Annotated in this window: 14 protein-coding genes; 10 read left to right on the top strand and 4 right to left on the bottom strand. The window is 71.5% G+C overall.

Annotated features, from left to right (window positions below; all coding sequences use genetic code 11):
- Nucleotides 1-12 precede the first annotated feature (12 nt).
- The 4 genes from VEC57_08190 to VEC57_08175 all read left to right on the top strand — a co-directional run bounded on the left by VEC57_08190 (nt 13) and on the right by VEC57_08175 (nt 5330).
- A complete protein-coding gene (locus VEC57_08190) occupies nt 13-1161 on the top strand; it encodes an SRPBCC family protein (GenBank protein ID HYB99104.1) in 1149 nt (382 codons plus the stop codon).
- Entirely contained in the window at nt 1158-3509 is a 2352-nt protein-coding gene (locus tag VEC57_08185) for a hypothetical protein (protein ID HYB99103.1), read from the top strand. The genes VEC57_08190 and VEC57_08185 overlap by 4 nt, the downstream gene beginning before the upstream one ends.
- Nucleotides 3510-3584: 75 nt before the next feature.
- Nucleotides 3585-4361, top strand: coding sequence for a hypothetical protein (locus tag VEC57_08180; protein HYB99102.1), 777 nt, complete (start codon nt 3585-3587; stop codon nt 4359-4361).
- 33 nt (nt 4362-4394) lie between these two features.
- Nucleotides 4395-5330: a hypothetical protein gene (locus VEC57_08175; GenBank protein HYB99101.1), complete on the top strand. Its 936-nt coding sequence runs from the start codon at nt 4395-4397 to the stop codon at nt 5328-5330.
- A gap of 156 nt (nt 5331-5486) precedes the next feature.
- On the opposite strand, the gene VEC57_08170 is transcribed toward VEC57_08175, so the two are convergent.
- Nucleotides 5487-7802, bottom strand: a complete 2316-nt coding sequence (locus VEC57_08170; GenBank protein ID HYB99100.1) for a hypothetical protein — start codon at nt 7800-7802, stop codon at nt 5487-5489.
- A 173-nt stretch (nt 7803-7975) separates the two neighbouring features.
- Between VEC57_08170 and VEC57_08165 the strand changes: the two genes are divergently transcribed.
- From VEC57_08165 to VEC57_08150, 4 genes are all read left to right on the top strand, one after another.
- Nucleotides 7976-9352 carry an MBL fold metallo-hydrolase gene (locus VEC57_08165; GenBank protein HYB99099.1) on the top strand — a complete coding sequence of 459 codons (1377 nt, stop codon included), beginning with the start codon at nt 7976-7978 and terminating at the stop codon, nt 9350-9352.
- 108 nt (nt 9353-9460) lie between these two features.
- Nucleotides 9461-11494 carry a cobalamin-dependent protein gene (locus tag VEC57_08160; protein HYB99098.1) on the top strand — a complete coding sequence of 678 codons (2034 nt, stop codon included), beginning with the start codon at nt 9461-9463 and terminating at the stop codon, nt 11492-11494.
- Nucleotides 11495-11496: 2 nt separating this feature from the next.
- The gene (locus VEC57_08155) at nt 11497-12378 is read left to right on the top strand and encodes a sterol desaturase family protein (GenBank protein ID HYB99097.1); all 882 of its coding nucleotides are present in this window, start codon (nt 11497-11499) and stop codon (nt 12376-12378) included.
- A gap of 90 nt (nt 12379-12468) precedes the next feature.
- On the top strand, nt 12469-13533 hold the full coding sequence (locus tag VEC57_08150) for an alpha/beta hydrolase (GenBank protein ID HYB99096.1): 1065 nt from the start codon (nt 12469-12471) through the stop codon (nt 13531-13533).
- Nucleotides 13534-13536: 3 nt separating this feature from the next.
- Here VEC57_08150 and VEC57_08145 read toward each other — a convergent pair whose 3' ends face one another.
- Nucleotides 13537-14484, bottom strand: coding sequence for a glycosyltransferase (locus VEC57_08145; protein ID HYB99095.1), 948 nt, complete (start codon nt 14482-14484; stop codon nt 13537-13539).
- An 87-nt stretch (nt 14485-14571) separates the two neighbouring features.
- Between VEC57_08145 and VEC57_08140 the strand changes: the two genes are divergently transcribed.
- Nucleotides 14572-16662: a hypothetical protein gene (locus VEC57_08140; GenBank protein HYB99094.1), complete on the top strand. Its 2091-nt coding sequence runs from the start codon at nt 14572-14574 to the stop codon at nt 16660-16662.
- Here VEC57_08140 and VEC57_08135 read toward each other — a convergent pair.
- Both VEC57_08135 and VEC57_08130 read right to left on the bottom strand, forming a co-directional pair.
- The gene (locus tag VEC57_08135) at nt 16656-17735 is read right to left on the bottom strand and encodes an ASPIC/UnbV domain-containing protein (GenBank protein ID HYB99093.1); all 1080 of its coding nucleotides are present in this window, start codon (nt 17733-17735) and stop codon (nt 16656-16658) included. The two genes, VEC57_08140 and VEC57_08135, sit on opposite strands and share 7 nt — an antisense overlap.
- A gap of 39 nt (nt 17736-17774) precedes the next feature.
- Nucleotides 17775-19718 (bottom strand): VCBS repeat-containing protein, encoded by a 1944-nt coding sequence (locus VEC57_08130; GenBank protein ID HYB99092.1) that lies wholly within the window; start codon nt 19716-19718, stop codon nt 17775-17777.
- A 163-nt stretch (nt 19719-19881) separates the two neighbouring features.
- Here VEC57_08130 and VEC57_08125 point away from each other — a divergent pair, with 163 nt between their 5' ends.
- Nucleotides 19882-20820, top strand: a complete 939-nt coding sequence (locus VEC57_08125) for a glycosyltransferase family 2 protein (GenBank protein ID HYB99091.1) — start codon at nt 19882-19884, stop codon at nt 20818-20820.
- The last annotated feature ends 3 nt before the right edge of the window (nt 20821-20823 follow it).

The following is a 20823-nucleotide window of genomic DNA, read 5'->3' as shown; positions in this document are numbered from 1 at the left end:
CGCCTGACGGCGATGGACACCGCCACGCAGCGACAGCTTCTGCAGCGTGCGTTCCGTCTGCTCGACGCCGACGCGACCGACATGGCCGAGGCTCCCTACGTCAACGCCGTCGCCACCTACGTCGATGCCGAGGCTGCGCGGCGCGAGCGCGAGAGCCTCTTCGCGCGCGAACCGCTGCTGGTGGCATTCAGCTCGGAGCTGGCCGCTCCGGGCAGCTATCTGGAGCGCAGCGAGGGGCCGGTGCCGATCCTGCTGACGCGCTCGCAGGCGGGAGCGGTGAGTGCGTTCGTCAACGTGTGCCGCCACCGCGGCGCACGCGTCGTCGAAGGAGCCGGCGCAGCCTCGCGCTTCACGTGCCCCTATCACGGCTGGACCTACGACGGCGGCGGACGGCTCTGCGCGATGCCGTACGGCGAGGGCTTTCGCGGCATCGATCGCGCCACGCTGTCGCTGCGCGCGCTGCCGGTGCAGGAACGCTACGGCATGATCTTCGTGCGAAGCGGCGGCGACGAGCGCTTCGACCTCGACGCGCAGCTCGGCGGCGCGCAGAGGGAGCTGGCCGCGTTCGATCTTGCGGCGCACGTGCCGTTCGCACGCTCGAGCGTGCCGGTGGCGATGAACTGGAAGCTTGCCGTCGACACGTTCCTGGAGGCGTACCATCTGCCGGCGCTGCACCGGCAGTCGCTCAGCCCGATGATCCTGTCGGTGCCCTCGCTGTGGGACGCATTCGGTCGCGGCGGCAGGATGGTGGCGCTGCGACGCTCGTTCCTCGAGCTGCGCGGCCTGCCCGAGGAGCAGTGGCGGCTGATCCCGCACGCCACGATCCTGTACCAGCTCTTCCCCAACACGGTGCTGATCTATCAGGGCGACCACGCCGAGCTGGTCCAGGCATGGCCGGGCGCGACGCCGGACACCTGCACGGTGACGTTCGCGCTGCTCACGCCCGGGCCGGCAGGGGATGAGAAGACGCGCCGCTACTTCCAGTCCAACTTCGACCTGCTGGTGCGCACCGTCTGCGACGAGGACTTCGCCACCGGCGAGAAGGCGCAGCGGGCGTTCTGCGCCGGCGCGCTCGAAAGCGTCATCTACGGGCGCAACGAGCCAGCACTGGCTCACTTCCATCGTATGGTGCACTCGGTCCTGCGCGACCACGCCGCATGAGGCTCCCCGCACCTTCGCGCACGAGCCTGACGGCCGGCGTGCTGTTGCTGCTCGCCTATGCGCTGCCTCTGTACGTCGCGCCCGATCCGCAGCCGACGCGCCTGATCACTCCGCTGACGCCGATGATCGAGCGCCTGTTTCCGGGCGTGCCGCCGATGTGGATCGTGGCGCGGCTGCTGTGCGTGCTGGCGGGCGCGGCGGCGCTGGTGCTCGCGACGCGGCCGCGCGGCGTAGCGTCCTTCCGCCACGCCGGATCGTTCCTCGGCCGCGATGCCGGCGGCGCTGAGGCGGCCGACTCCGATCATGCTGGTGTCAATCCGACGGATGCCGATCGCCCGGAGGCACCTCGTCTCCAGCGCGATCACACGTTGCGGCCCGCGCATCCGCTGGTGGTGCTCGCCGCACTGCTGCTTTGCGCGGCGCCGCTGGCCGGCGCGGCGACGCGCGGCGTGCAGCTCGCCTACATCGCTGCGCTGCTGGTTCCGGCGGCGGTGGCGGTGGTACGGGTGCACGTACGAATGCCGTGGCGCACGCAGGCGCTGCCGTGGGCGATCGCGCTGGCGTGGGTCGCGCAGCGGCTGCCCGATGCATTCGGCTCGGTGCGGGTGGCCGACGCCGTCGATTACCTCCCGGTCTACCGCTGCTTCGAGATCGCCGCCGCGGCCGACACCTCGCTGCTGACGCAAGGGTGCTGGACCGGCTACACGCTGGCGCCGCTGATCTTCCAGGGCAACGGCGTGCTCGGCTGGAGCGGCATTCCGCTGTCGATGCCGATCATCCAGTCCGTGTCGGCGTTCTGGACGGCCGTCGTGGCCGCGATGCTCGGCACGATGGCCGGGAGGACATGGGGCGTTGCGTGCGGAGCACTGGCCGCCGCCGTCTTCCTGTGGTCGCCGCTGGTTCTGCTGCGTCTGCTCGTTCCCGGTGCGCCCAGTCACACCGTCGTCGTTGCCGGGCTTCTGGTGCTGGCGCTCGCGCTGGCGCGCCGGCCCGAGCCGTGGGCAGCCGCGGGCTTCGGCGCGCTGACGGGAATGGCGGTCCTGCTGCCCAACTCGGTCGTCGTGGCCGCACTGCTGGCCGTCGCGATGATGGCGGTGCTGCGCAAGCGGTGGCCGCTGCTCGCGCTGGCGGCCGCGTTCGCGCTGGCCGCGTTGCTTCCGGGGTCGGCGACCATTCCCGACATGATCGAGACCGCGCGCTCGCAGGCGAGTGCCTCGGTGGCATGGGCGCCGCTGGACGGCTACTTCACGGGCCGCACGGCGCCCTCGCTCGCCGAGACCACCAACCTGGCCGCGCGCGATGCCACGGTCGACGTCGTCGCCGGCCTGCTGCTTTCACCGCTGGCGGTTGCGCGCGCATCCACGCGCCTGTGGGGCGACGTCGTTATCGAGCCCCTCGGTGCGGCGCTGTTCGTCGTCGGCGTCCTCGCTGCGTTCGCCGGCCTCCGGCGCTGGATACCGCGCCTTCTGCTTTTGCTGCTCATCGCGGCCGCGGCGCCGGCGGCGGTCTCGTCCTACGATCGCGTGGTGCCGCTGCGCATCGAGCTGGCGTTGCCGGTCGCGCTGGTGGCCGCGTTCGGGCTGCATCGCCTGCTACGCGCGTGGCCGGCGGCAGCGGCGTCGATGCGTGCGGGTTCGGCGATCGCGCTGCTCGTGGCGGTCAGCGGAACGTTCCTCTTCGACCACGTCAACGCGCGCATCCTGGCTCCATCGGCGGCCGGCCTGGCGATGCGCGCGATGGCGGACGTCGAGGATGCGCCCGCATGGTCGATGCATCTGGCCGGCGGCTCCTCCGATGTGGCGCGGATCCTGAGCGAGCAGGTGATCGGCCGCAGCGTGCAGTGGTGGGATCCGCTCGACGCCGATCGTTCCGCCCTGGAGAACGCGGCGGGCCTGCTGTGGACGCCGGGCGAGCAGATGGAGCGGCAGGTGGGCCACGACGTGTGCCGCCTGCGCACGGAGCTGTCGCTTCAGGAAGCCGCCGACGCCAGCGGACGCACGCGCTTGTTCGCTGCGCTGCAACGACCTCCCTCCGCCGGCGGCTCGGTGCAATGGCGCGCCCGCTCGTGCACCGAGACGCTTCCCACCGACGCCACCATCGCCGGCCACGCGCTGCAGCGGGCCGCCGAGCTGGCGCGCAGCGGACGGCGCGACGAAGCCGTCTCGGTCCTGCACGAAGCGGCGACCAGCACTCTGGTGCAGCCGCGCCTGTATCGGCCGCTGGCCACGCTGCTGGCCGAACGTGACAGCTCCGGCGATCGCACGAACGCGAAGTTCTGGGCCACGCTCGCGTGCGCTGCAGGCGAAGGCGCCGATGCGCAGGCATGCGCGCTGGCGGCGTCGCTCTGACTCCCAACGCCGCGCGCCCTGTGGTAACGCCGAAGCGACCGATCCATGGGCCGTCACGGCCGGGAGGAGCTCAGCGTGGAGATGGCAGAGCGAGTCGAGAAGCTGGAAGCGCAGTGCCGCGAGCTGCGCCGGCAGGTGCGGCGTTCGCGAACGACGGCGCTGGCGGCGGCCGTCGCCGTGGCCGTGCTGACGTCGGCGGCCGACCTGGTGGCGCAGCAATCGGATATCGCGGCCGTGGTGCGCGCGCGCCGATTCGAGGTCGTCGGAGGCCCCGACGATCGCATGGCGGTCGCCTACATGACCGCGACGCCCGAGGGGCACGGCATGCTCGAGCTGGTCACCGCCGAGGGCAATCCCACCGTCTCGCTGCGCACGAATGCGGCCGGCTCCGGAGCGATTCGCACGATGAACCGTGCCGGCTACCCGCTCTTCATCGCCGAACCGACCGCGGCGGGCACCGGCTTCACCTCCGTATACGACGGCAACGGCGGCCAGCTCGCGATGATGTACGGGAGCACCGCGGGCGGCTCGATCTCGATCTACGGCAAGGGCGGCTATCCGCTGGTCACCGTCGATCCCGCCAAACAGGGAGGGCGGTTGAAAGTGTTCGCGGAGAACGGTCGTCCGGTGGTGGTCGCGGCTGCCGCCGCCGACCGCTCGGGCGAGCTCCGCATGATGAACGGCCACGGCCTGCTCGCCTCCGAGCTGGTGTCGGTCGAAGGCGGCGCCGGCCGCCTGAGCGTCTTCTCCGGCGATGCGGGCACCTACAGCGTTCCGGAGTGGCTGTCGCAGGCGTCGCCGCCGCCTGGGTCGTGCCCGTTGCCGTCACCCGAGACGTCGCCGGCCCGTTGAGGTCGACTGCCGTCGAAGCAGGAGGTTCGTATCGTGAGGGAGAGCGTCCAAACGCGTCTGCAGGAGCTGGAAGCATCCAACCGTGCGCTTCGGCGCCGCATGCGTGTGCTCGAAGGATGCGTGGTCGGCCTGCTCGTGGTTGCCGTGGCCGCGCCGATGCTCGGCACCGCGCTCGGCGAGGACGCGGCGCAGCCGCCACCGGTCAATTGGGAAGCGGTTCCCACGGGCGAGCCGCCGATCCTCGACGTCCTGCGCGCACGCCGCGTCGAGGTCGTCGTCGGAACCGAATCGAAAGTCGCGCTGACGCTGGGCGCGACCGAATCGGGCAACGGTTACATGGACGCGCTGGCCGCCGACGGTCGAAGCCTCGTGCGCGTCGGCTCCGAGCCCGAGGAGACGATCGGCGCGGTGTCGATCGTCGGCGAAGGCGGCTTCCAGGTGTTTCGCGCCGCTCAGACCGGCGACGGCGCCGAGGTGACGCTGGCGGCGCGTGGAGGTCAGAGGCTGGTGCGGCTCGGCGCCAACGACGCGGGCACCGGTGAGCTGGCGCTCGGCAACCGCCAGGGCTTCAACGTGGTGACGCTCGGCAGCAACGAAGCCGGCGAAGGCTCGTTCAGGCTTTCGGACGAATCGGGCCATGTGCTGGCCTCGCTCGGCACCGGCGCCACCGGACAGGCGCGCTTCGAGCTACGCAACGAGCACGGCGCCCGCTTCTTCGACTTCACCGTCGACGAGAGCCGCGCCGGACGCATGACGATCGGAGACATGCAGGGCGCCATCGTCATGACGTTCCCGCCGCCTGCCGCTCCGGTCGAGCCGCACGAGGCGCCGGCGCCGCTGCCCGAAGGAGCCCCGGGCGCCGTTGGCGCGCCCGCCGCGACGTCTGCGCCGCATGGCAGTCCCGGTCCGGCCGCGGCCCAGCCGGCCGTCGGCGGCGGCAGCGGTCAGCCGGCGCCGGCCGCGCCGTAAGGATGGCCGCGGTGGCGAAAACCTCGCCGACCGCGCCGTGAGGATGGCCGCGGTGGCGGAAACCTGACCGCCCGCCCGTGAGGATGGTCACGGTGGTGGGAACCTCACCGCCCGCGCCGTGAACCGACGCGCGGGAACGGCCGCCCGCGCCCTGGCTCAACGCGTTCTTGCTGCTGCCAGCGAGGCTGCCAGCGCACAGATTTCCGGATCCGAGCGGCCGCCGACCGTGCAGGCGCGGTCGGCCCAGTAGCGGGCATGAGGCAGGCGCGCGGATTTGCCGCTGCGAGCCAGCTCGCGTGCCAGCGTCGCGTACAGCGCCGGCTGCGCGAACGTGCGTCGCGCCGTGTCCTCGACCAGCTCGAACGACTGCTCGCGCCGGCCCTGTGCGGCCAGCTCGGCCGCGGCCGCAAGCGCCTGGCGCGCACGCGCGTTCTCGGTGGGAAGGATCGTGCCGCAGCTGCCTCGCTCCACGCGCTGCGGCTCCAGGCGCGGCTGCCACGCCGAAGGCGCTGCGGCGGCGAAGGCCGAGGAGAGGCGCGCGGGATCGTGAAGAACGAAGATCTCGAGGTCCGGTCGCCTGCCGCACAGGAGCGCGGACACGCCGTGATCGTCCTCGTCGGCCGGGCTCCAGACCGCCAGCGCGCGCGCGTCGGCCGCCAGGCGCTCGGCGACCTGGGAGGCCGCGGCCGTGTGCAGCGGCGATGGCGAGAGCTGGTGGCTGAACACCGTCGGCTCCATCGTCGTCCACACCGGCCGGTCCGATTTGCCGAGCGCCTCGAGCGCGATCTGCGATGCCGTGCGAGCCAGGATCGTCGGGTTGACGATGTAGAAGAGCGTGCCGCCGCTCGCGGCCACCACTCCCGTTGCGATCGCGGCCGCCGCGGCGCGCCGGCGCGGTGCCAGGGACTGCTCGATGCGTTGCCATCCCAGCGCCGACAGCAGCGCCAGCGGCTGAAGCAGCGTCCAGATCCTCATCAGGTGCGGCCGGTCGTAGTTGGACAGGATGCCCGGCAGCATGATGGCCGCGAGCACGAGCGTCATCGACCGTGCGGCGGCGCCGGCGCGTGTGGCGGCACACGCGAGCGCGGTCAGCGCCAGCGCGGCGGCCACGGGCTCAGTGGCAACGTCGCCTTGATGACGGATTGCGGCGCGCGGCGTGGCCACCACGGCCAATGCGGTGCCGATGACGAGATCGGAGCGGGGCGCGTCGTGCGACTGGAACGACGCGCGTCCGCGGCCGGGAATCTGCTCCTGCAGCAGCGCTTCGAGCCCCGCCCAGGAGACGGCCCCGCTCGAATACGTGCGCGCGATCTGCGGCATCTCCCGGATCGCTCCGATCCCGGGCGCAGCTGCCGCGACGAGAAACAGCGCGGCCGCCGCGGCCATCCGCCGCATCGCGCCCGGCTGCGGCGGCGCGTCGCGCACCATCGTCTCTCGCGCGACCATGGCCAGCACGAGCACGGCGAGCACGATCATGTTGGGAATCGCGAGCATCGCGCCGGCCAGCACCACCGCGACCATCGCGGCGGCGGCGCTCCCCGACCGCTGCAGCGACACCACGGCGGCCAGCGCTGCGGCCACGATGACGGCGTTGCCGAGCGTCGGCATCTGCACCACCGAAAGCAGCATCGGCGACCACAGGAACGCGGCCGCCGCGATGCACGCAGCGCCGGCGCCGGAGAGCCGAAACGCACAGAACGCGAGCAGCGCGGCCGTGACTGCGTACGAGACGAGCGCGGTGCGGCGAATGATGGCCAGAGTGGCGGGAACGGCGTCGGTGCCGACGATTCCGTATCCGAGCAGCGTTCCGGCCATCGTCGTCGTACCGGCCCAGCAGCCGTCGGTGAGAAGGTTGAAGCGCGGCTGCGCGGCCTGCTGAATGCAGCGATACGACTCGTCGCCGTCGGGCGCCTGCATCGCCATCAGCGATCGGCTCGCCAGCATCTCGTGCGCTGCGCACGACAGCACGATGATGCAGCCGGCCGCCGCGGCGGCGCTTCGGTGCCGCGCCAGCGCCTGCCAGGCGCGCGTCTGGATCGCAGCCAGCGTTGCCGGAACCGCAACCATCATCGGAAGCAGCGCGAGCTGCAGCGCGCGAGGCAGCCACGGAGCGAGCAGCGCCAGCGCGGCGCACGTGGCGGCGAACGCGACGAGCCAGGACGGCAGCGATGACAGTGGAGCCGGCGGCCGTGGCCGCGGCGCCTGCTGCGTTGGCGCCGTTGCCCACGCCACCGCCAGCGCGCCAGCCGCCAGCGCGATCAGACGCAGCACGAGCCATGTCGCGGGGACGCCGGGGAACAGGCGCGCGAGCAGTCCATCATCGGGAGTGGGAATGAGCGGCCTTGCCGGCGCGGGTGCAAGCAGCAGCGGCACGACGCCGGCAGCCAGGAGCAGGATGCCGGCAAGCAGAGCGGCTCGTCGGCGGGTGGTTTGTCCGCTTGCCGTCATCGTCAACGCAGGCGCGGCGAACATCTCGCGAGCGCGGTCGGTTTGCCAGCCGTTCGTGCGCGTTGACCCGGCAGCGGCCTCGCTGTAGCGCCGCGGCGCGTGAGATGCCCGAGCCGACACGAGGGCCGAGGAAGCGCTCGAAGGCCAGGCCCGGCCGCAGCGACGCTGCGCCCGCCGCCGCCGCAGGGCGCTCGTCGATGAGCGGTCGCGGCGAGCTGGCGGTCGAGGTGATCGCGCATGCATGCCTGCGGGTGCGCAGCGGCGGGCGCACGATGCTGACCGATCCGTGGCTGTTCGGCGGCATCGCGTGCGACAGCGGATTCCTGTTCCCGCCGCCGGTGGCCTCGGTGGCGTCGCTGGCCGCCGAGACCGATGCGATCTACGTCTCGCACCTGCATCCGGACCATTTCCATCCGCCGACGCTGGCGCACTTCCCCCGAACGATTCCCGTCTACGTCGCCGCGCAGCGCGACCGCCGGCTGCACGACCGGCTGCGCGCGCTCGGTTTCACGGTCGTCGAAGTGGCGCCGGAGCAGGTGATCGAGGTCGCGGGCACACCCTTTCGAATCGCGATGCTGGCACAGGAGGACACCGACGCGGGCACCGGCGACTCGGCCATCGTCATCGCCGCCGAAGGGTTTGCGCTGCTCGACACCAACGACTGTCCTCTTTCGCCTGCGCAGCACGAATGGATTCGCGACCGGTTCCGCATCGACTACGCGTTCGTCGGCTACTCGCCGGCATCGCACTTCCCCGCCTCCTTCGAGATGGATGCGGCCGAGAAGCAACGCCTCATGCGCGAGAGCGGCGAGCGCCACTACCGCGAGCTCGTCGCGGCAGCCTTGCGCCTGCGCCCGCGCCTGACGATTCCGTTCGCCAACAGCATCCGCTTCCTGGCGCCGCGCGAGCAGTGGCGCAACGCCAGCTTCAACAATGCGGCCGAGGCGGTGCGGCGTCTGCGGCAGGCGGGCCTCGCCGGTGCCGTGCTCGGGCCCGGCGACGGCGTCGGCATCGACGGCACGCTGCGCCAGCTCGCGCCGATCCATGACAAGGACGAGGAGGCGGCCGCGATCGCGCGCTACGCCGCGGCGCTCGACATCGTCGATTCCGGCGCGAGCGACAGTGCGGGTGCCGGCGACGTTGCCGGCCAGGCTGCGGGCGGACGCGCAGACGATGCGGCATCCCGACGTGCGGGCGACGTCGTTGGCGCGGCTGCCGGCGCGCCGGCGGCCGACGACCTGCCGCTGCGCCTGCGCGATCACGTGCTGGCGCGCTGGCAGCGCCTGCGCGCGCGCTTTCCAGGCGTGAGCGGCACCGTCATCGCCTACGTCATTCCGGGCCTGCCGCGGCCCCGCTTCCATCTCGACTTCTCCCGCACCGCCGGCGACGTGTTCGGCTGGGGCGAGCCGGCCTCCTACGACATGCGCTTCACGTACCCCGCCAGCGCGCTGGCGCGGCTGCTCGACGGCAGCATCGACTGGGACGAGCTGCACTTCGCGACCGGCGTGTGGGTGCATCAGAAGCGCTACGCGCGCGACTTCCTGCGCATGCTGCACGCCGCGATCGACGACTGAGGCGCGGTCGCGGCGCCCGTCGCGGAGCCGCTCACCCTCCGCCGCCGGCGCCCAAGCGCTCCCACAGGGGATTGGACGCGGGTGCGGCGCCGGTGTAGCGGGAAACGCGTGCGTCCTCTTCGCATCTATCTCGCCGACCTGCTGCATCCGGCCAACGTCATGAAGACGTTCCCGTACGCGGCCGGCTGCGTCGGGGCCCATGCGCTGCAGGAGCACGGCGATCGCGTGTCGGTGGAGGTCTTCCGCTCCCCCGAGGATCTCGGCCGCGCGTTCCTTCGCCAAGTGCCCGACGTCCTCGGCCTGACCAACTACGTCTGGAACCTCGATCTCGCCCGCCAGGTCGCCAGCCGCGCGCGACAGATGGCACCGGCAATGACGGTGGTCATGGGCGGCCCCAACTATCCGGGCACGCCTGGCGAACAGCAGGCTTTCTTCGCGGCGCATCCGCACGTCGACTTCTACGTCGCCAAGGAAGGCGAGGAGCCGTTCGCCGCGCTGCTCGGCGCGCTGCTCGAGCACGACGGCGATGCGTGCGCCGTGCGCGCATCGGGCACGACGATCGCGGGCGTGCACTACATGCGGGAGGGACGGCTGGTGGCGCCGCCGCCGGCGCCGCGCCGCCACGATCTCGATCACTTTCCCTCGCCGTACCTGACCGGCCTGCTCGATTCGTTCTTCGCACGGCCCGATCTGTCGCCGCTCCTGCAGACGCAGCGCGGATGCCCGTTCCAGTGCACGTTCTGCGTCGAGGGCGAGGACTACTACACGCGCATCGCCACCGTCTCGCCGCAGCGGGTGCGCGCCGAGCTCGAGTACATCGCCTCGCGCATGCAGCCCGGCGCCTCGCCGATGCTGTACATCGCCGACTCCAACTTCGGGATGTACGAGCACGATCTGGTCGTGTGCGACCATCTCGCGGCGGTGCGCGAGCGCTACGGGTGGCCGCAGACCATCGAGGTGTCGACCGGCAAGAACCGCAAGGAGCGCGTGCTCGAGGCGGTGCGCCGCACCGGCGGCGCGATGCGCTTCGGGCCGGCGCTGCAGTCGACGGACCCGCAGACGCTGCGCAACGTGCGCCGCTCCAACATCTCGGACTCGGTTCTGCTGGAGATGGCGGCCGCCGCCGGAGAGACGGGCCAGCGCTCGTTCACCGAGCTGATTCTGGGCCTGCCCGGCGAGAGCGCCGCGGCGCACCGCGCCTCGATCCGCACGGCGATGGAAGCGAGCGTGCAGCGCATCAAGATGTACGCGCTGGTGCTGCTGCCCGGCACCGAGATGGCGCAGGCGGACTCGCGCCGCCGCTTCGGGCTGCGCACCGGTTTTCGCGTGCAGCCGTACTGCCACGGGCGCTACGAGTTCGCGGGCCAGCGCTTCTTCAGCGCCGAGGAGTGCGAGTTGGTCTTCGGGACCGACGCGATGAGCCCGCACGAGTACCTGGACTGCAAGCGCTTCGAGCTGTCGGTCGAGATCTTCTACAACGACGGCTACTTCGAGGAGCTGCACGGCCTGGCGCGGGCGCTGGGGATCTCGTTGTTCGACGTCGTGCAGCGCTGTCACGAGCGTGCGGTGGCACGGCCCGAGCTGCGCGCGTGGTACGACGTGCTCGAGCAGGGCGTGCGCGAAGGCCTGTTCGCCACCGCCGCCGAGCTGCGCGCGCACCTGGCCGACGATGCGCGCGCCGACCGGTACGCGGCCGGCGAATACCGGAACAGCCTCGGGACCGTCAAGGCGATGGCGCTGCTGGAATGCGTCGAGCCGCTGCTGGAAGTCGCCGGCGCCGCCCTGCGCGAATGCGTCGAGGCGGCAGGCAAGGGCGGCGACGCGGTGGACGAGTACATCGAAGAGATGCTGCGCTACAGCCTGCTGCGGCGGCAGCGCGTGCTGGAGACCGAGCTCGCGCCGGAAGCCGACTTCCGCTTCGCGTTCGACCACATCCGCAGCCGGCAGTTCCGCGTCGATCCGGCCGCGTTTCGCCTGCCGCGCCCTCGCCGCATGCGCTTCTGGCACGACCGCCAGCAGGCCGAGGACATCCGCAGCCTGTGCAGCCGCGAGCGCGATCCGGCGGCGCGGGCACGATCGTTCCTGTATCCGGCCAGCGACCCGGGGACCAATCCGTACCTGCGGCGCAGCGAGTTCTGCTGAGCATGGCGATCGAGACGATGACCGCTGCGCTGGTCGCGTGGCTGGCCTACTGCGCCGGCTACTGCGTGCGGTATTTCGGCGTCGCCGGAGCGCTGACCTGGCTGCTGCACGGGCCGCTGCGCGCGCGGCTGCTGCGCTTCCGCATCCAGCGCGAGTTCCCGTCGCGACGCTCGACGAATGGCGAGATCCTCTGGTCGATCTCCAACGCCGCATGCACCGGCATCGTGGCCACGCTCTCGCTCGGCGCCGTGCAGGGCGGGTACACGAGGATGTACTTCGACGTTTCCGATCATGGCATCGCCTACGCGGCGCTGTCGGCGCTGGTGGTCGTGCTCGGATACGACACGTGGTTCTACTGGCAGCATCGCCTGCTGCATACGCGTTGGATGTTCGAGCGCGTCCACGCCGTTCACCACCGCAGCACCAACCCCACGCCGCTGGCGACGTTCGCCCATCATCCGGTCGAGACGCTGCTCGGCAACGCCTACTTCGTCCTGGTGCTGCTGGCGCTGCCGATGCATCCGCTTTCGCTCGCGGCTGCCGGCGGCGCGATCTGGGCCATCGGGCTGGTCGCGCATCTCGGATACGAGCTGTACCCGCGCGGATTCGTGCGCCATCCTCTGCTCGGCTGGTTCAACACCGCCACGCACCACAACCTCCACCACACCGAGATCGGCTGCGATTACGGAATGTGGCTGAACTGCTGGGACCGCTGGATGGGAACCAACCATCCCGCCTACGCCGCCGTCTTCGAGGCGGCCACGCAGCGGCGTCCTGAGGTCGGTCGAATCGATCTTTCGGTGGCCGGCGCGGAAGCGCGGAGCGCGAGCGGCGTCGGGCAGGCAGCGGCCGCGTCGGCGCCGGCGACTGCCGCCGGTGCGTGAGAGCGGACGGCGGCGGCCGTTTTTTCTCCTGTCCGCGCCCGTGCTACCGGCGAGGCAGGCCCTGCGGCCGGCGAGGATGACTTCACCGACATGATGCGGACCGTTCTTCGATTCCTCTGGCGCTCCTTCCTCGTGCTGCTCGCGATCGTGCTCGTGGCGGTGGTGATCCTGGCGCTGATTCCGGCGCGGACGCCGTCGCTGGAGGGCGAGCGCGCCATCGCCAGCATCGAGAAGTGGGACGTGGGAGGGCTCGAGCAGGCGGTGCTCGTGCGCACGGCGGACCGGGAGCTGCCGGCCCTGCTCTATGTCGCCTCGGGGCCGCACATGTCTTCGATCCCGTTTTCGGAACGCTTCCGCGGCGAGCTCGAGAAGCACTTCCTGCTCGTGCAGTGGGACCCGCGCGGCACCGGCAGGTCGTGCACCGGCGATGCGAACGCCGCTCCGACGATGCAGGCGCTGGTCTCCGACACGGTCGCCATCGCCGAGGCGATCCGTTCACGCTTCGCCAAGGACCGCGTGTTCCTGGTCGGGCACTCCATCGGCGCCAGCGTCGCGCTGCAGGCGGCGGCCAGCCGCCCCGAGCTGTTCGCCGCGGTCGTGGCCGTCTCGCCGGTGGTGCACGCGGCGCGCAACGAAAAGACCGCGGTCGATCTGCTGCGCGAGGAGGCGGGCAAGCGCGGCGACGGCGACATCCAGGCCGAGCTCGACCGGTTGCGGCTGCCGTATCCGGACATCGAGACACTGGTCGCCCAGCGCCAGATCGTGGCGCGCTACGGCGGCGAGTTCGCCAAGGGCGACGGCACCGAGGCGCTGCTGCACGCGCTGCGGGCGCCCGAGTACACCGCCTACGACAAGGCGCGCTACATCTCGTGCGCGCAGAACGCGACCCGCCACTTCTTTTCCGGCTACATGAGCACGGACCTGTTCGCGGCAGCGCCGTCCTTCCGCGTACCCGTGCACTTCTTCCTCGGCCGTGCCGACCTGATCGCGGTGCCGGCGCTCGTGCAGGAATATGCCGAGCACGTCGACGCGCCGGCCGTCACGACGACGCGGTTCGAGCAGTCGGCGCACTATCCGCAGCTCGAGGAGCCGCAGCGCTTCCAGCAGGAGCTGATCCGCGCGCTGCGCGAGCCCGCGCCGGCGCCGGCGCAGTAACCGCTACATCGGCGTCTCTTGCTCGCCGTCCTCGCGCGGACGGCGCAGCTGGTAGAACGGGAGGCCCTGGCTGAGCGCGTACAGGCGCTGGCAGTACTCGCCGACGAGCGCGATCAGCCCGCCGAGCAGCGCGCCCACCAGCACGATCAGGCCGCTCGTCCATGCACCGGCCGCCATGGCCGCAGCGCCGAGCACCAACGCGGCCGCGCACAGCAGTCCCGCGATCAGGAAGGGCCTGCGTGCGGTCAGCATGAAGTAGTCGGCCGCCAGGCCGAGCAGGGTAGGAAAGGAGTGACTGCTGCCGGGCTGGGGCGCGCCCGGTGTCAGCCGCACCTCGGCGACGGTACGCGCGCGGCGCAGGAACAGCGGAGTGAGCAGGCGCCGATGCTCGGCCTCCGAGGCGAGGTCCCGCACCATCCACGCCTGGAAGCCGCGCATTCCGCAGCCGATGTCGCGGATGGTCGTCCCGGTCTGGCGCCGCACGTACGCGTTGAGCAGGGCCGAGGGCAGCCGCCGCGACCACAACGGCGCGCGCCGGCCCTCGCGATAGCCGCACACCAGATCGTAGCCCTCGTCGAGCCGCGCCAGGATCGGCGGAATGTCCTCCGGCCTGTTCTCCAGATCGGCGTCCAGCGCCACCACCTGCCGTCCCCGCACCATGTCGAAGGCGGCGCAGACGGCCGCCTGGCTGCCGAAGTTGCGCACCATCGCGTAGGCACGAATGCGGCGGTCGGCGCGCGCGCGCCGCTCGAGCAGCTCGAAGCTGGCGTCGCGCGAGCCGTCGTCGACGAAGATCATCTCGAAGCTTCGGCCCAGAGGCTCGACGGCGGCGACGATGCGGTCGATCAGCTCGTCGAGCGTGGCGGCGTTGTTGAATACGGGCACGATGATCGACAGGTCGACCGCCTCCTGCCGCACGCTTTCTGGCTGTGCCCGGCTCGCCGTTGCCACGCCGCGAGCATCTTCCGATCCTGCGGTTCATGCCAGCGCCACGCGGCTGTGCTTGAGAACGCGCTCGCATCGGGGTGATCTCCGGCCATGGCTCCCGGTCCAGACCAGCCGTTGCGGCGCTCGCCGCTTTCTCGAGCCTGGGTCGGCGCCTGCCTGCTCGCGCTGTATGCGCTGACGCTTTTCGCTCCGCCGCCGGCTCAGCCGCAGCTGCCGCTTCCTGCCGATGCGGCGCTGCTGGAGCGCCTGTTTCCCGGCGTGCCGTGGTGGTGGGTCCTCGGCAGGGTTGCGTGCCTGCTGGCCGGCGCAGCGCTGGTGGCCACGGCCGCGCGCGTACCGGCGCCGGTGCGACTGGTGCGCAGGCCGACACCGCCGTCGCCGCGGCCGCTGCTCGCGTGGCTGGCGGCGGCCCTGGCGCTTGCGCACGCGGTGCTGAGCCTGTTCGTCTCCTTCCTGACCTGGAGGCCGGCGCAGATCGCCTACCTGCTGGCGCTGCCGCTTCCGGCGCTGCTGCTGTGGATGGCAACGCCTCGGGCTGCGACGACGCGCGCGCGCGCGGCGATGCGGCGCGCGCTGCCGGCAACCGCGCTGGTGCTGGCGGCGTGGTGCCTCTGGCGCACGCTCGCGCATCTGCATTCACCCCGTGCCGCCACTCCCATCGATCTGTGGCTGAACTTCCAGTGGCTGCTGGCCGCTCTCGGCGACGGCCGCAACCTCCTCGTCAGCACCTCGCAGGCTGGCGTGCCCGACACGTACATGGTTTTTGCCGGCGGTCCGCTGATGGAGCAGGTCGGGCTGCCGCCGAGCCTGACGCTGATCCAGGCCGTGCACGCCCTCTGGATTCTCGCTTCCGCCGCGCTGGTGGCGTCGCTCGGCGCCGCATCCTCGGGCGCCGCCGCCGCGCCGGTGGCCGCAGCCGTGTTCCTGTTCTCGCCGCTCATGCTGCTGAGCCATCTGGCGCCGGCGCCGTTCGGCATGCTCACGTTCCTCTCGGCCGCGCTGCTGGTGCTGCTGCGGCGCATCCTGGCATACGGCTCGCCGGCGGCGGTGGCCGGTTTCGGAATGGTCGCGGGGGTGGCGGTGATCTATCCGCACCTGACGCACCTTGCTGCCGCAACGAGCCTCGTAGGAATGGTGTCGGTGCTGCGGCGCCGTCCTCTGCCGATGGCTGCGATCGTGACCGGCACCGCATCGTTTTTCGCAGCGGTGATTCCGGCGCTGCCGAGCCTGGAGACGCTGCAGGCGATGAACGCCGAGTATCTGGTGCGCAACTGGCAGTGGGCCGGCGCCGAGGCCGTGCTTCTGGGCCAGCGCTCCGCGCATCGAGTGCCGGACATCGCGGCGCTGATCGCCGGCGGCCGTGCCGGTCCCTTCGACATCGCCATCGGCGGCCTGCTCATGCCCTTTGCCGTGCCGCGCACGGCGATGCGGCTGTGCGGCGATGCGCTGTTCGACCCGCTGGGCACCACGCTGGCGGCGGTGGGCCTGGCGGCATGCGCGCTGCGATGGCGGCGGCGCGGCCCCATGCTGGCGCTGCTGGCGTTCGCGCTGGCATTCCTGCCGGCGGCAGCCTCGTCGTCGACCGATCGCATCTCGCTGACGCGCGCGATCGCTACGCCCGTGATGCTCGCGGTGCTGGCAGGCGCGGGCTTCCAGGTGCTGCGCACGGCGCTGGCCGCGCCGCGGGCGCTGGCGGCCGCGGTCGTCGTGCTCGTGGCCGGCGGCGGCGCGCTGCTCTTCGACGAGGTCACGCCGCGGCTGGTGGCCGCCTCCGCCATCGAGTTGCACGTCGAGTCGCTGCAGGAGAACGCGGACGCATCGCGCGCTCTCCTCCTGGCGCAGGAGGCGGACTGGTATCACGAGGTGGAGATCGCCGCCTACCTGCCGGCGAAGCCGCTGCGCGTGCTCGTCTACGATCCCGAGACGCTGGCGCGCGAGCAGATCGGCTCGCGCGGCGAGTTGCTGATGTGGAGCCCGGCGCTCGAGGAGGAAGTGCGCATCGGCCGCAACCTGTGTCCGAGCTTCCCGCAGGCCGCGCTCTACGTGCTCGAGGACCGTGCCGGCCTCGGCCGCGCGTTCGCGGCCGACCTTTCCGGTCCTGCCTGGACGCCCTCGCTGCCGCCGTCGCGATGGAAGCGGCTGACGTGCGCGCAGGCGCACGAGCTGCACTCGCGCTACTGAGCGGCGTCGAGCAGCGGCCGCAGATCGGAGACCGTCGGTACCCCGAAGCCGCTCCACACGACGTTGCCTGCGCCCGCCGTCACCAGCGTGTAGGGCAGCGCCTCTCGCCGCAGCGTGCGCAGCGCATGGTCGCGAACCGTGGTGCGCTCCTGCTCGCTCATGTCGAGCACGGGAGCGTAGACCGCGCCCGTCTCGCGCAGCCAGCCCTCGATTCGCGCGGAGTCTTCGGCGGCGTCCATCGGAAGGCCGACGAGCTCGACGCTGTCGCCGAGCGTTTCGCGCAGCACGGCAAAGGAAGGCGCATGCTTCGCGCACGCCTTGCACCAGGTGGCGAACGCCGCGAGCACGCGCAGGCGTGCGGCGCCCTGCGGGCGCGCGATGCGCGGCGGCAGCGGCTGCTGCGCATCGCGGCGCGCGCCGACAACGGGCGCGCCTGCCGGCGAGGGTGCATACGGAGCCGTGGCCAGCGCGGTACCCTGCGGCGACATCGACGCGTCCTCGAACGCCGTCAGCAGCGTGCCGGCCGCGACGTTCTCGAAAGACTGCTCCTGGCCGGACGGCCAGCGCAGCGACAGGCGCGCGACCTTCGCTCGCGCGCCGATGCCGATCAGCATCGTGGGGCTGTTCTGCGCGGCAAAGCCTTCACCGGCGCGATGCTCGCGCACGAGCTTGTTGCCGTCGCCGACGTCGACCTCGACGAGCACGCCATATCCGTCGCGATTGCTCTTGCGTGCCTGCGGGCGTGCCTGCGTGCTGGCGCCGACGAAGCGAAGCGCGAGGAAGCCGCGGCCGGCCGTGTCGATCTGGTTGCGGAACAGCTGCACCCACGGCGCGTTGGCGCTGACGGTGACGGCGTCGATCCGACCGTCGCGCTCGATGTCGAGCAGCGCCATCGAGCGGCCGTCGCCGGGATGGTCGAGGCCGGAGACGCCCGAGACGTCGTCGAACGTCCCGGCGCCCACGTTCAGGAACAGCCGGTCGCGCTCGTTGCCGCTGAAGGAGCTGCCGTCCTGCGGCCGCCGTCCCACGCGCTCGCCCAGCCCGGGGAACTGGAAGTCGTCGCTCGTTTTCAACTCTGGATCGGACCACGCGACCGCGCGCCACCAGTCCGTTCAAATGTCCACCGGCAGCTGGTGCTCCTTCGGCGCCGTGTAGTTGCCGCTGAGCGCGTAGATGTCCGGCCTCGTGTCGTTGTCGAAGTCGGCGAACTGCGCTCCCCAGCTCCAGCCCGCCACTTCGACGGGAACCTCGCCGGGGCCTTCGCCCGAGACCTTGCGGAAGATGGCGCCTTCGTTGCGGAACAGGCTGTTGCCGCGCGCCATCTTGCGCAGCTCCGGATTGACCGGCAGCTGCGAGGTGATGCGGCTGCCGGCCTTGCTGTACATGTTGGTGACGTACAGGTCCTGGCGCCCGTCCAGATCGTAGTCCGACCAGCTCACGCCCATCCCGAACCCGATGTCGGAGGTGCCGGTCTGCGCGCTGACGTCGGTGAAGCGGCCACCGCCGTCGTTGCGCATGAGATGATGGATCGCGAAATCGTTGGCGACGTAGACGTCGGCGTCGCCGTCGCGATCGTAGTCGGCCCACGTGGCCTGGTAGGTGTTGTAGAACAGCCGAAGCGGCGTCTCGGCGACCGTGCTCATGCGCAGATCGCCGTCGTTGTGCAGCAGCACGTTGGGCGGGCCGGGCAGGTTCCGGAACTCGTTGGCTTCGGGCGAGGCCGCCAGATCGCGCAGGCGCACGGCGTCGCGCGGCGGCAGGAATGCGGCCAGCAGCGCATCGGGCATGGGCGCCCCCGTGCCCGCCCTGCTGCGCGCCGCCTCGACCTCGCGCATCAGCGCCTCGGCGGCATAGGTCGCAGCGTAGATGTCGAGCAGGCCGTCGTTGTCGTAGTCGACGGCGGTGGCCGAGGTCACCAGCGGCGGCAGCCCCTGCGGCGCAGCCTGCGCGCTGATGTCGGTGAAGCGGCCGTCGTCGTTGCGCAGCAGCATGCTCGGAAGGATGTGGCGTCCGGCGAAGAGGTCGGGATCGCCGTCGTTGTCGAAGTCGGCGAAGATCGCCACGGTCGTGTTGCCGGCAAGATCGAGGCCGAACGCCGCCGCCTTCTCCTCGAAGGTTCCGTCGCCGCGATTGACGAACAGGAGGTTGGTCCCCTCGCGCTCGGTCGCGTAGAAATCGTCGTCGCCGTCCATGTCGATGTCGACCACCGAGACGGCCGGATGACGGTCCCACGAGCGCATCGCGAACAGCGGGTGCGGAGGCACGAAGCCCTTGGGATCGGCGAGGAAGCGCGACACCAGCTCCTCGTGCACCGAGCGGCGCGCGCGCGCGGCGGCGTCGGCATCGGTGACCGAGTCGAGCACTTCGCGAAAGAGCGTGCGCTCGGCCAGATGCGCCTCCAGGTGCAACGTCTCCCAGCGCCGGATGCGCCACGATTCGGCGGCCAGTCCCACGTCCTGCGGCGAGCGTTCCCAGTGCGCCCGCACGGTGCCGTGCACCCACACCACCACGCCGCTGCGCAGGCGGCTGCGCGCCTCCAGCTTCAGGACGGTCTCGAAGCCGAGCCGCTGCGAATCCAGGAAGCGCCCCGAGAGCACGCCGAAGCCGGCGCTGTCGACGGTGACGGCATCCTGGAGCCACGGCTTCCACAGATCCAGGCTCTCCCGCGAATGCGAAGACTGCGCCGCCAGCGGCAGCGACAGGCGCCGGACGCCGGCGCCGACCGCCGTGCCCGCCGCCGACAGGGCCCCTTCGGCGATGTCGACGACCTCGACCTGCGGCGAGAACCAGCGGCGAGCGGCGGCGTCGGGCAGCCGCAGGTTGCGCATCGAGTGGACGAGATCGGATTTCTGCAGCCCGAGCAGGTCGATCAGATCCTCGGACGCGATCATCTGCCGCCATGCGGCCTCGGCCTGCTTCCACTCTTCGGGGCTGCCGCCGCCGAAGGCGCTGCCCTCGATGCCGGCGCCGCGTTGCGCGAAGAGGTTGGCGCGCGCCAGCGGCGGCGGCACGGCGGCGGAGGCGACGGCGATCGAAAGCGCGATCACTGGTGCCACGCGGCCCCGGCGCCCTCGTCCTCGCGTGAACATGCGAGCGACTATAGAGCGTCCGGCCGTTCACGCGAGCGTTGTGGGCACCGATGTCGTCACGAGCCGCGGCGCCGGAGATGCCTGTGCGCTCTGCTTCCGTGGCGGCCGCGCTACTGCGATAGTCGGCGCCATGGCGGTTGCGGCGCCCGAGATCAGCGTAGTGCTGTCGTGCTTCTTCGAGGAGGCGACGGTGCTGGAGTTCCACGCGCGGCTGTCGCGCACGCTCGCCGCCACCGGCCGCTCGCACGAGATCATCTACGTCAACGATGGCAGCACGGACGGAACCTGGGACCGGCTGCGGCGGATCTTCGAGGAAGACGCGTCGGTGACGGCGGTGGTCGATCTGTTCCGCAACTCCGGCCAGGCCGCGGCGCTGACCGCCGGCGCGCTGCTGGCGCGGGGGAAGGCGGTGGTCTTCCTCGACAGCGATCTTCAGCTGTCGCCCGAGGACCTTCCGCTGCTGCTCGAGCGCTTCGATCGCGGCTACGACATCGTCAGCGGATGCCGGCCGCAGCGGCGCGACGACTGGATGCGGCGCACGGCGTCGCGCGTGGCCAACGTGACGATGCGGGCGCTTTCGGGAGCCGACCTCACCGACTTCGGCTGCACCTTCAAGGTGGTCGATGCTCGCCTGCTGGCGGGATTCGAGCACGGCCCGCTGCGGCCGATCCGTCTGCCGTACCTGGTGGCGGCCGCGGGCCGCTGCGCCGAGGTGCCGGTCTCGCATGCCGCGCGCCCCCACGGCCGCTCCGGCTGGACCTATCCCAAGCTGCTTCGCTACTGGCTCGAGAGCGCGGTGGGAATGTCGGAGCGCCCTTTCCAGTACGTCGGTTTCGCCCTGCTGCTGCTGGCGCTGATCGGCACGCTGCGCCTCGCCGTCAACCTGGTCTGGCCGTTCTCGCTGCTGGAGACGGTCACGCCCGGCTTCCTGCTCAACGTCGTGGTGCTGGGCGCGCTGGCAAGCGTGGGGATGATCGCGCTGGTGGGCGAGTACGCGCTGCGAAGCTACAACCTGCTGCTGCGCCAGCCGGCGTACATCGTGCGCGAAGTGCTGCGTCGTCCGGAGTGAAGC

Source organism: Candidatus Limnocylindrales bacterium (genome assembly GCA_035626395.1).
Lineage (GTDB): Bacteria > Desulfobacterota > Binatia > UBA1149 > CAITLU01 > DASPNH01.
This window is presented reverse-complemented; position numbering and strand designations above follow the sequence as displayed.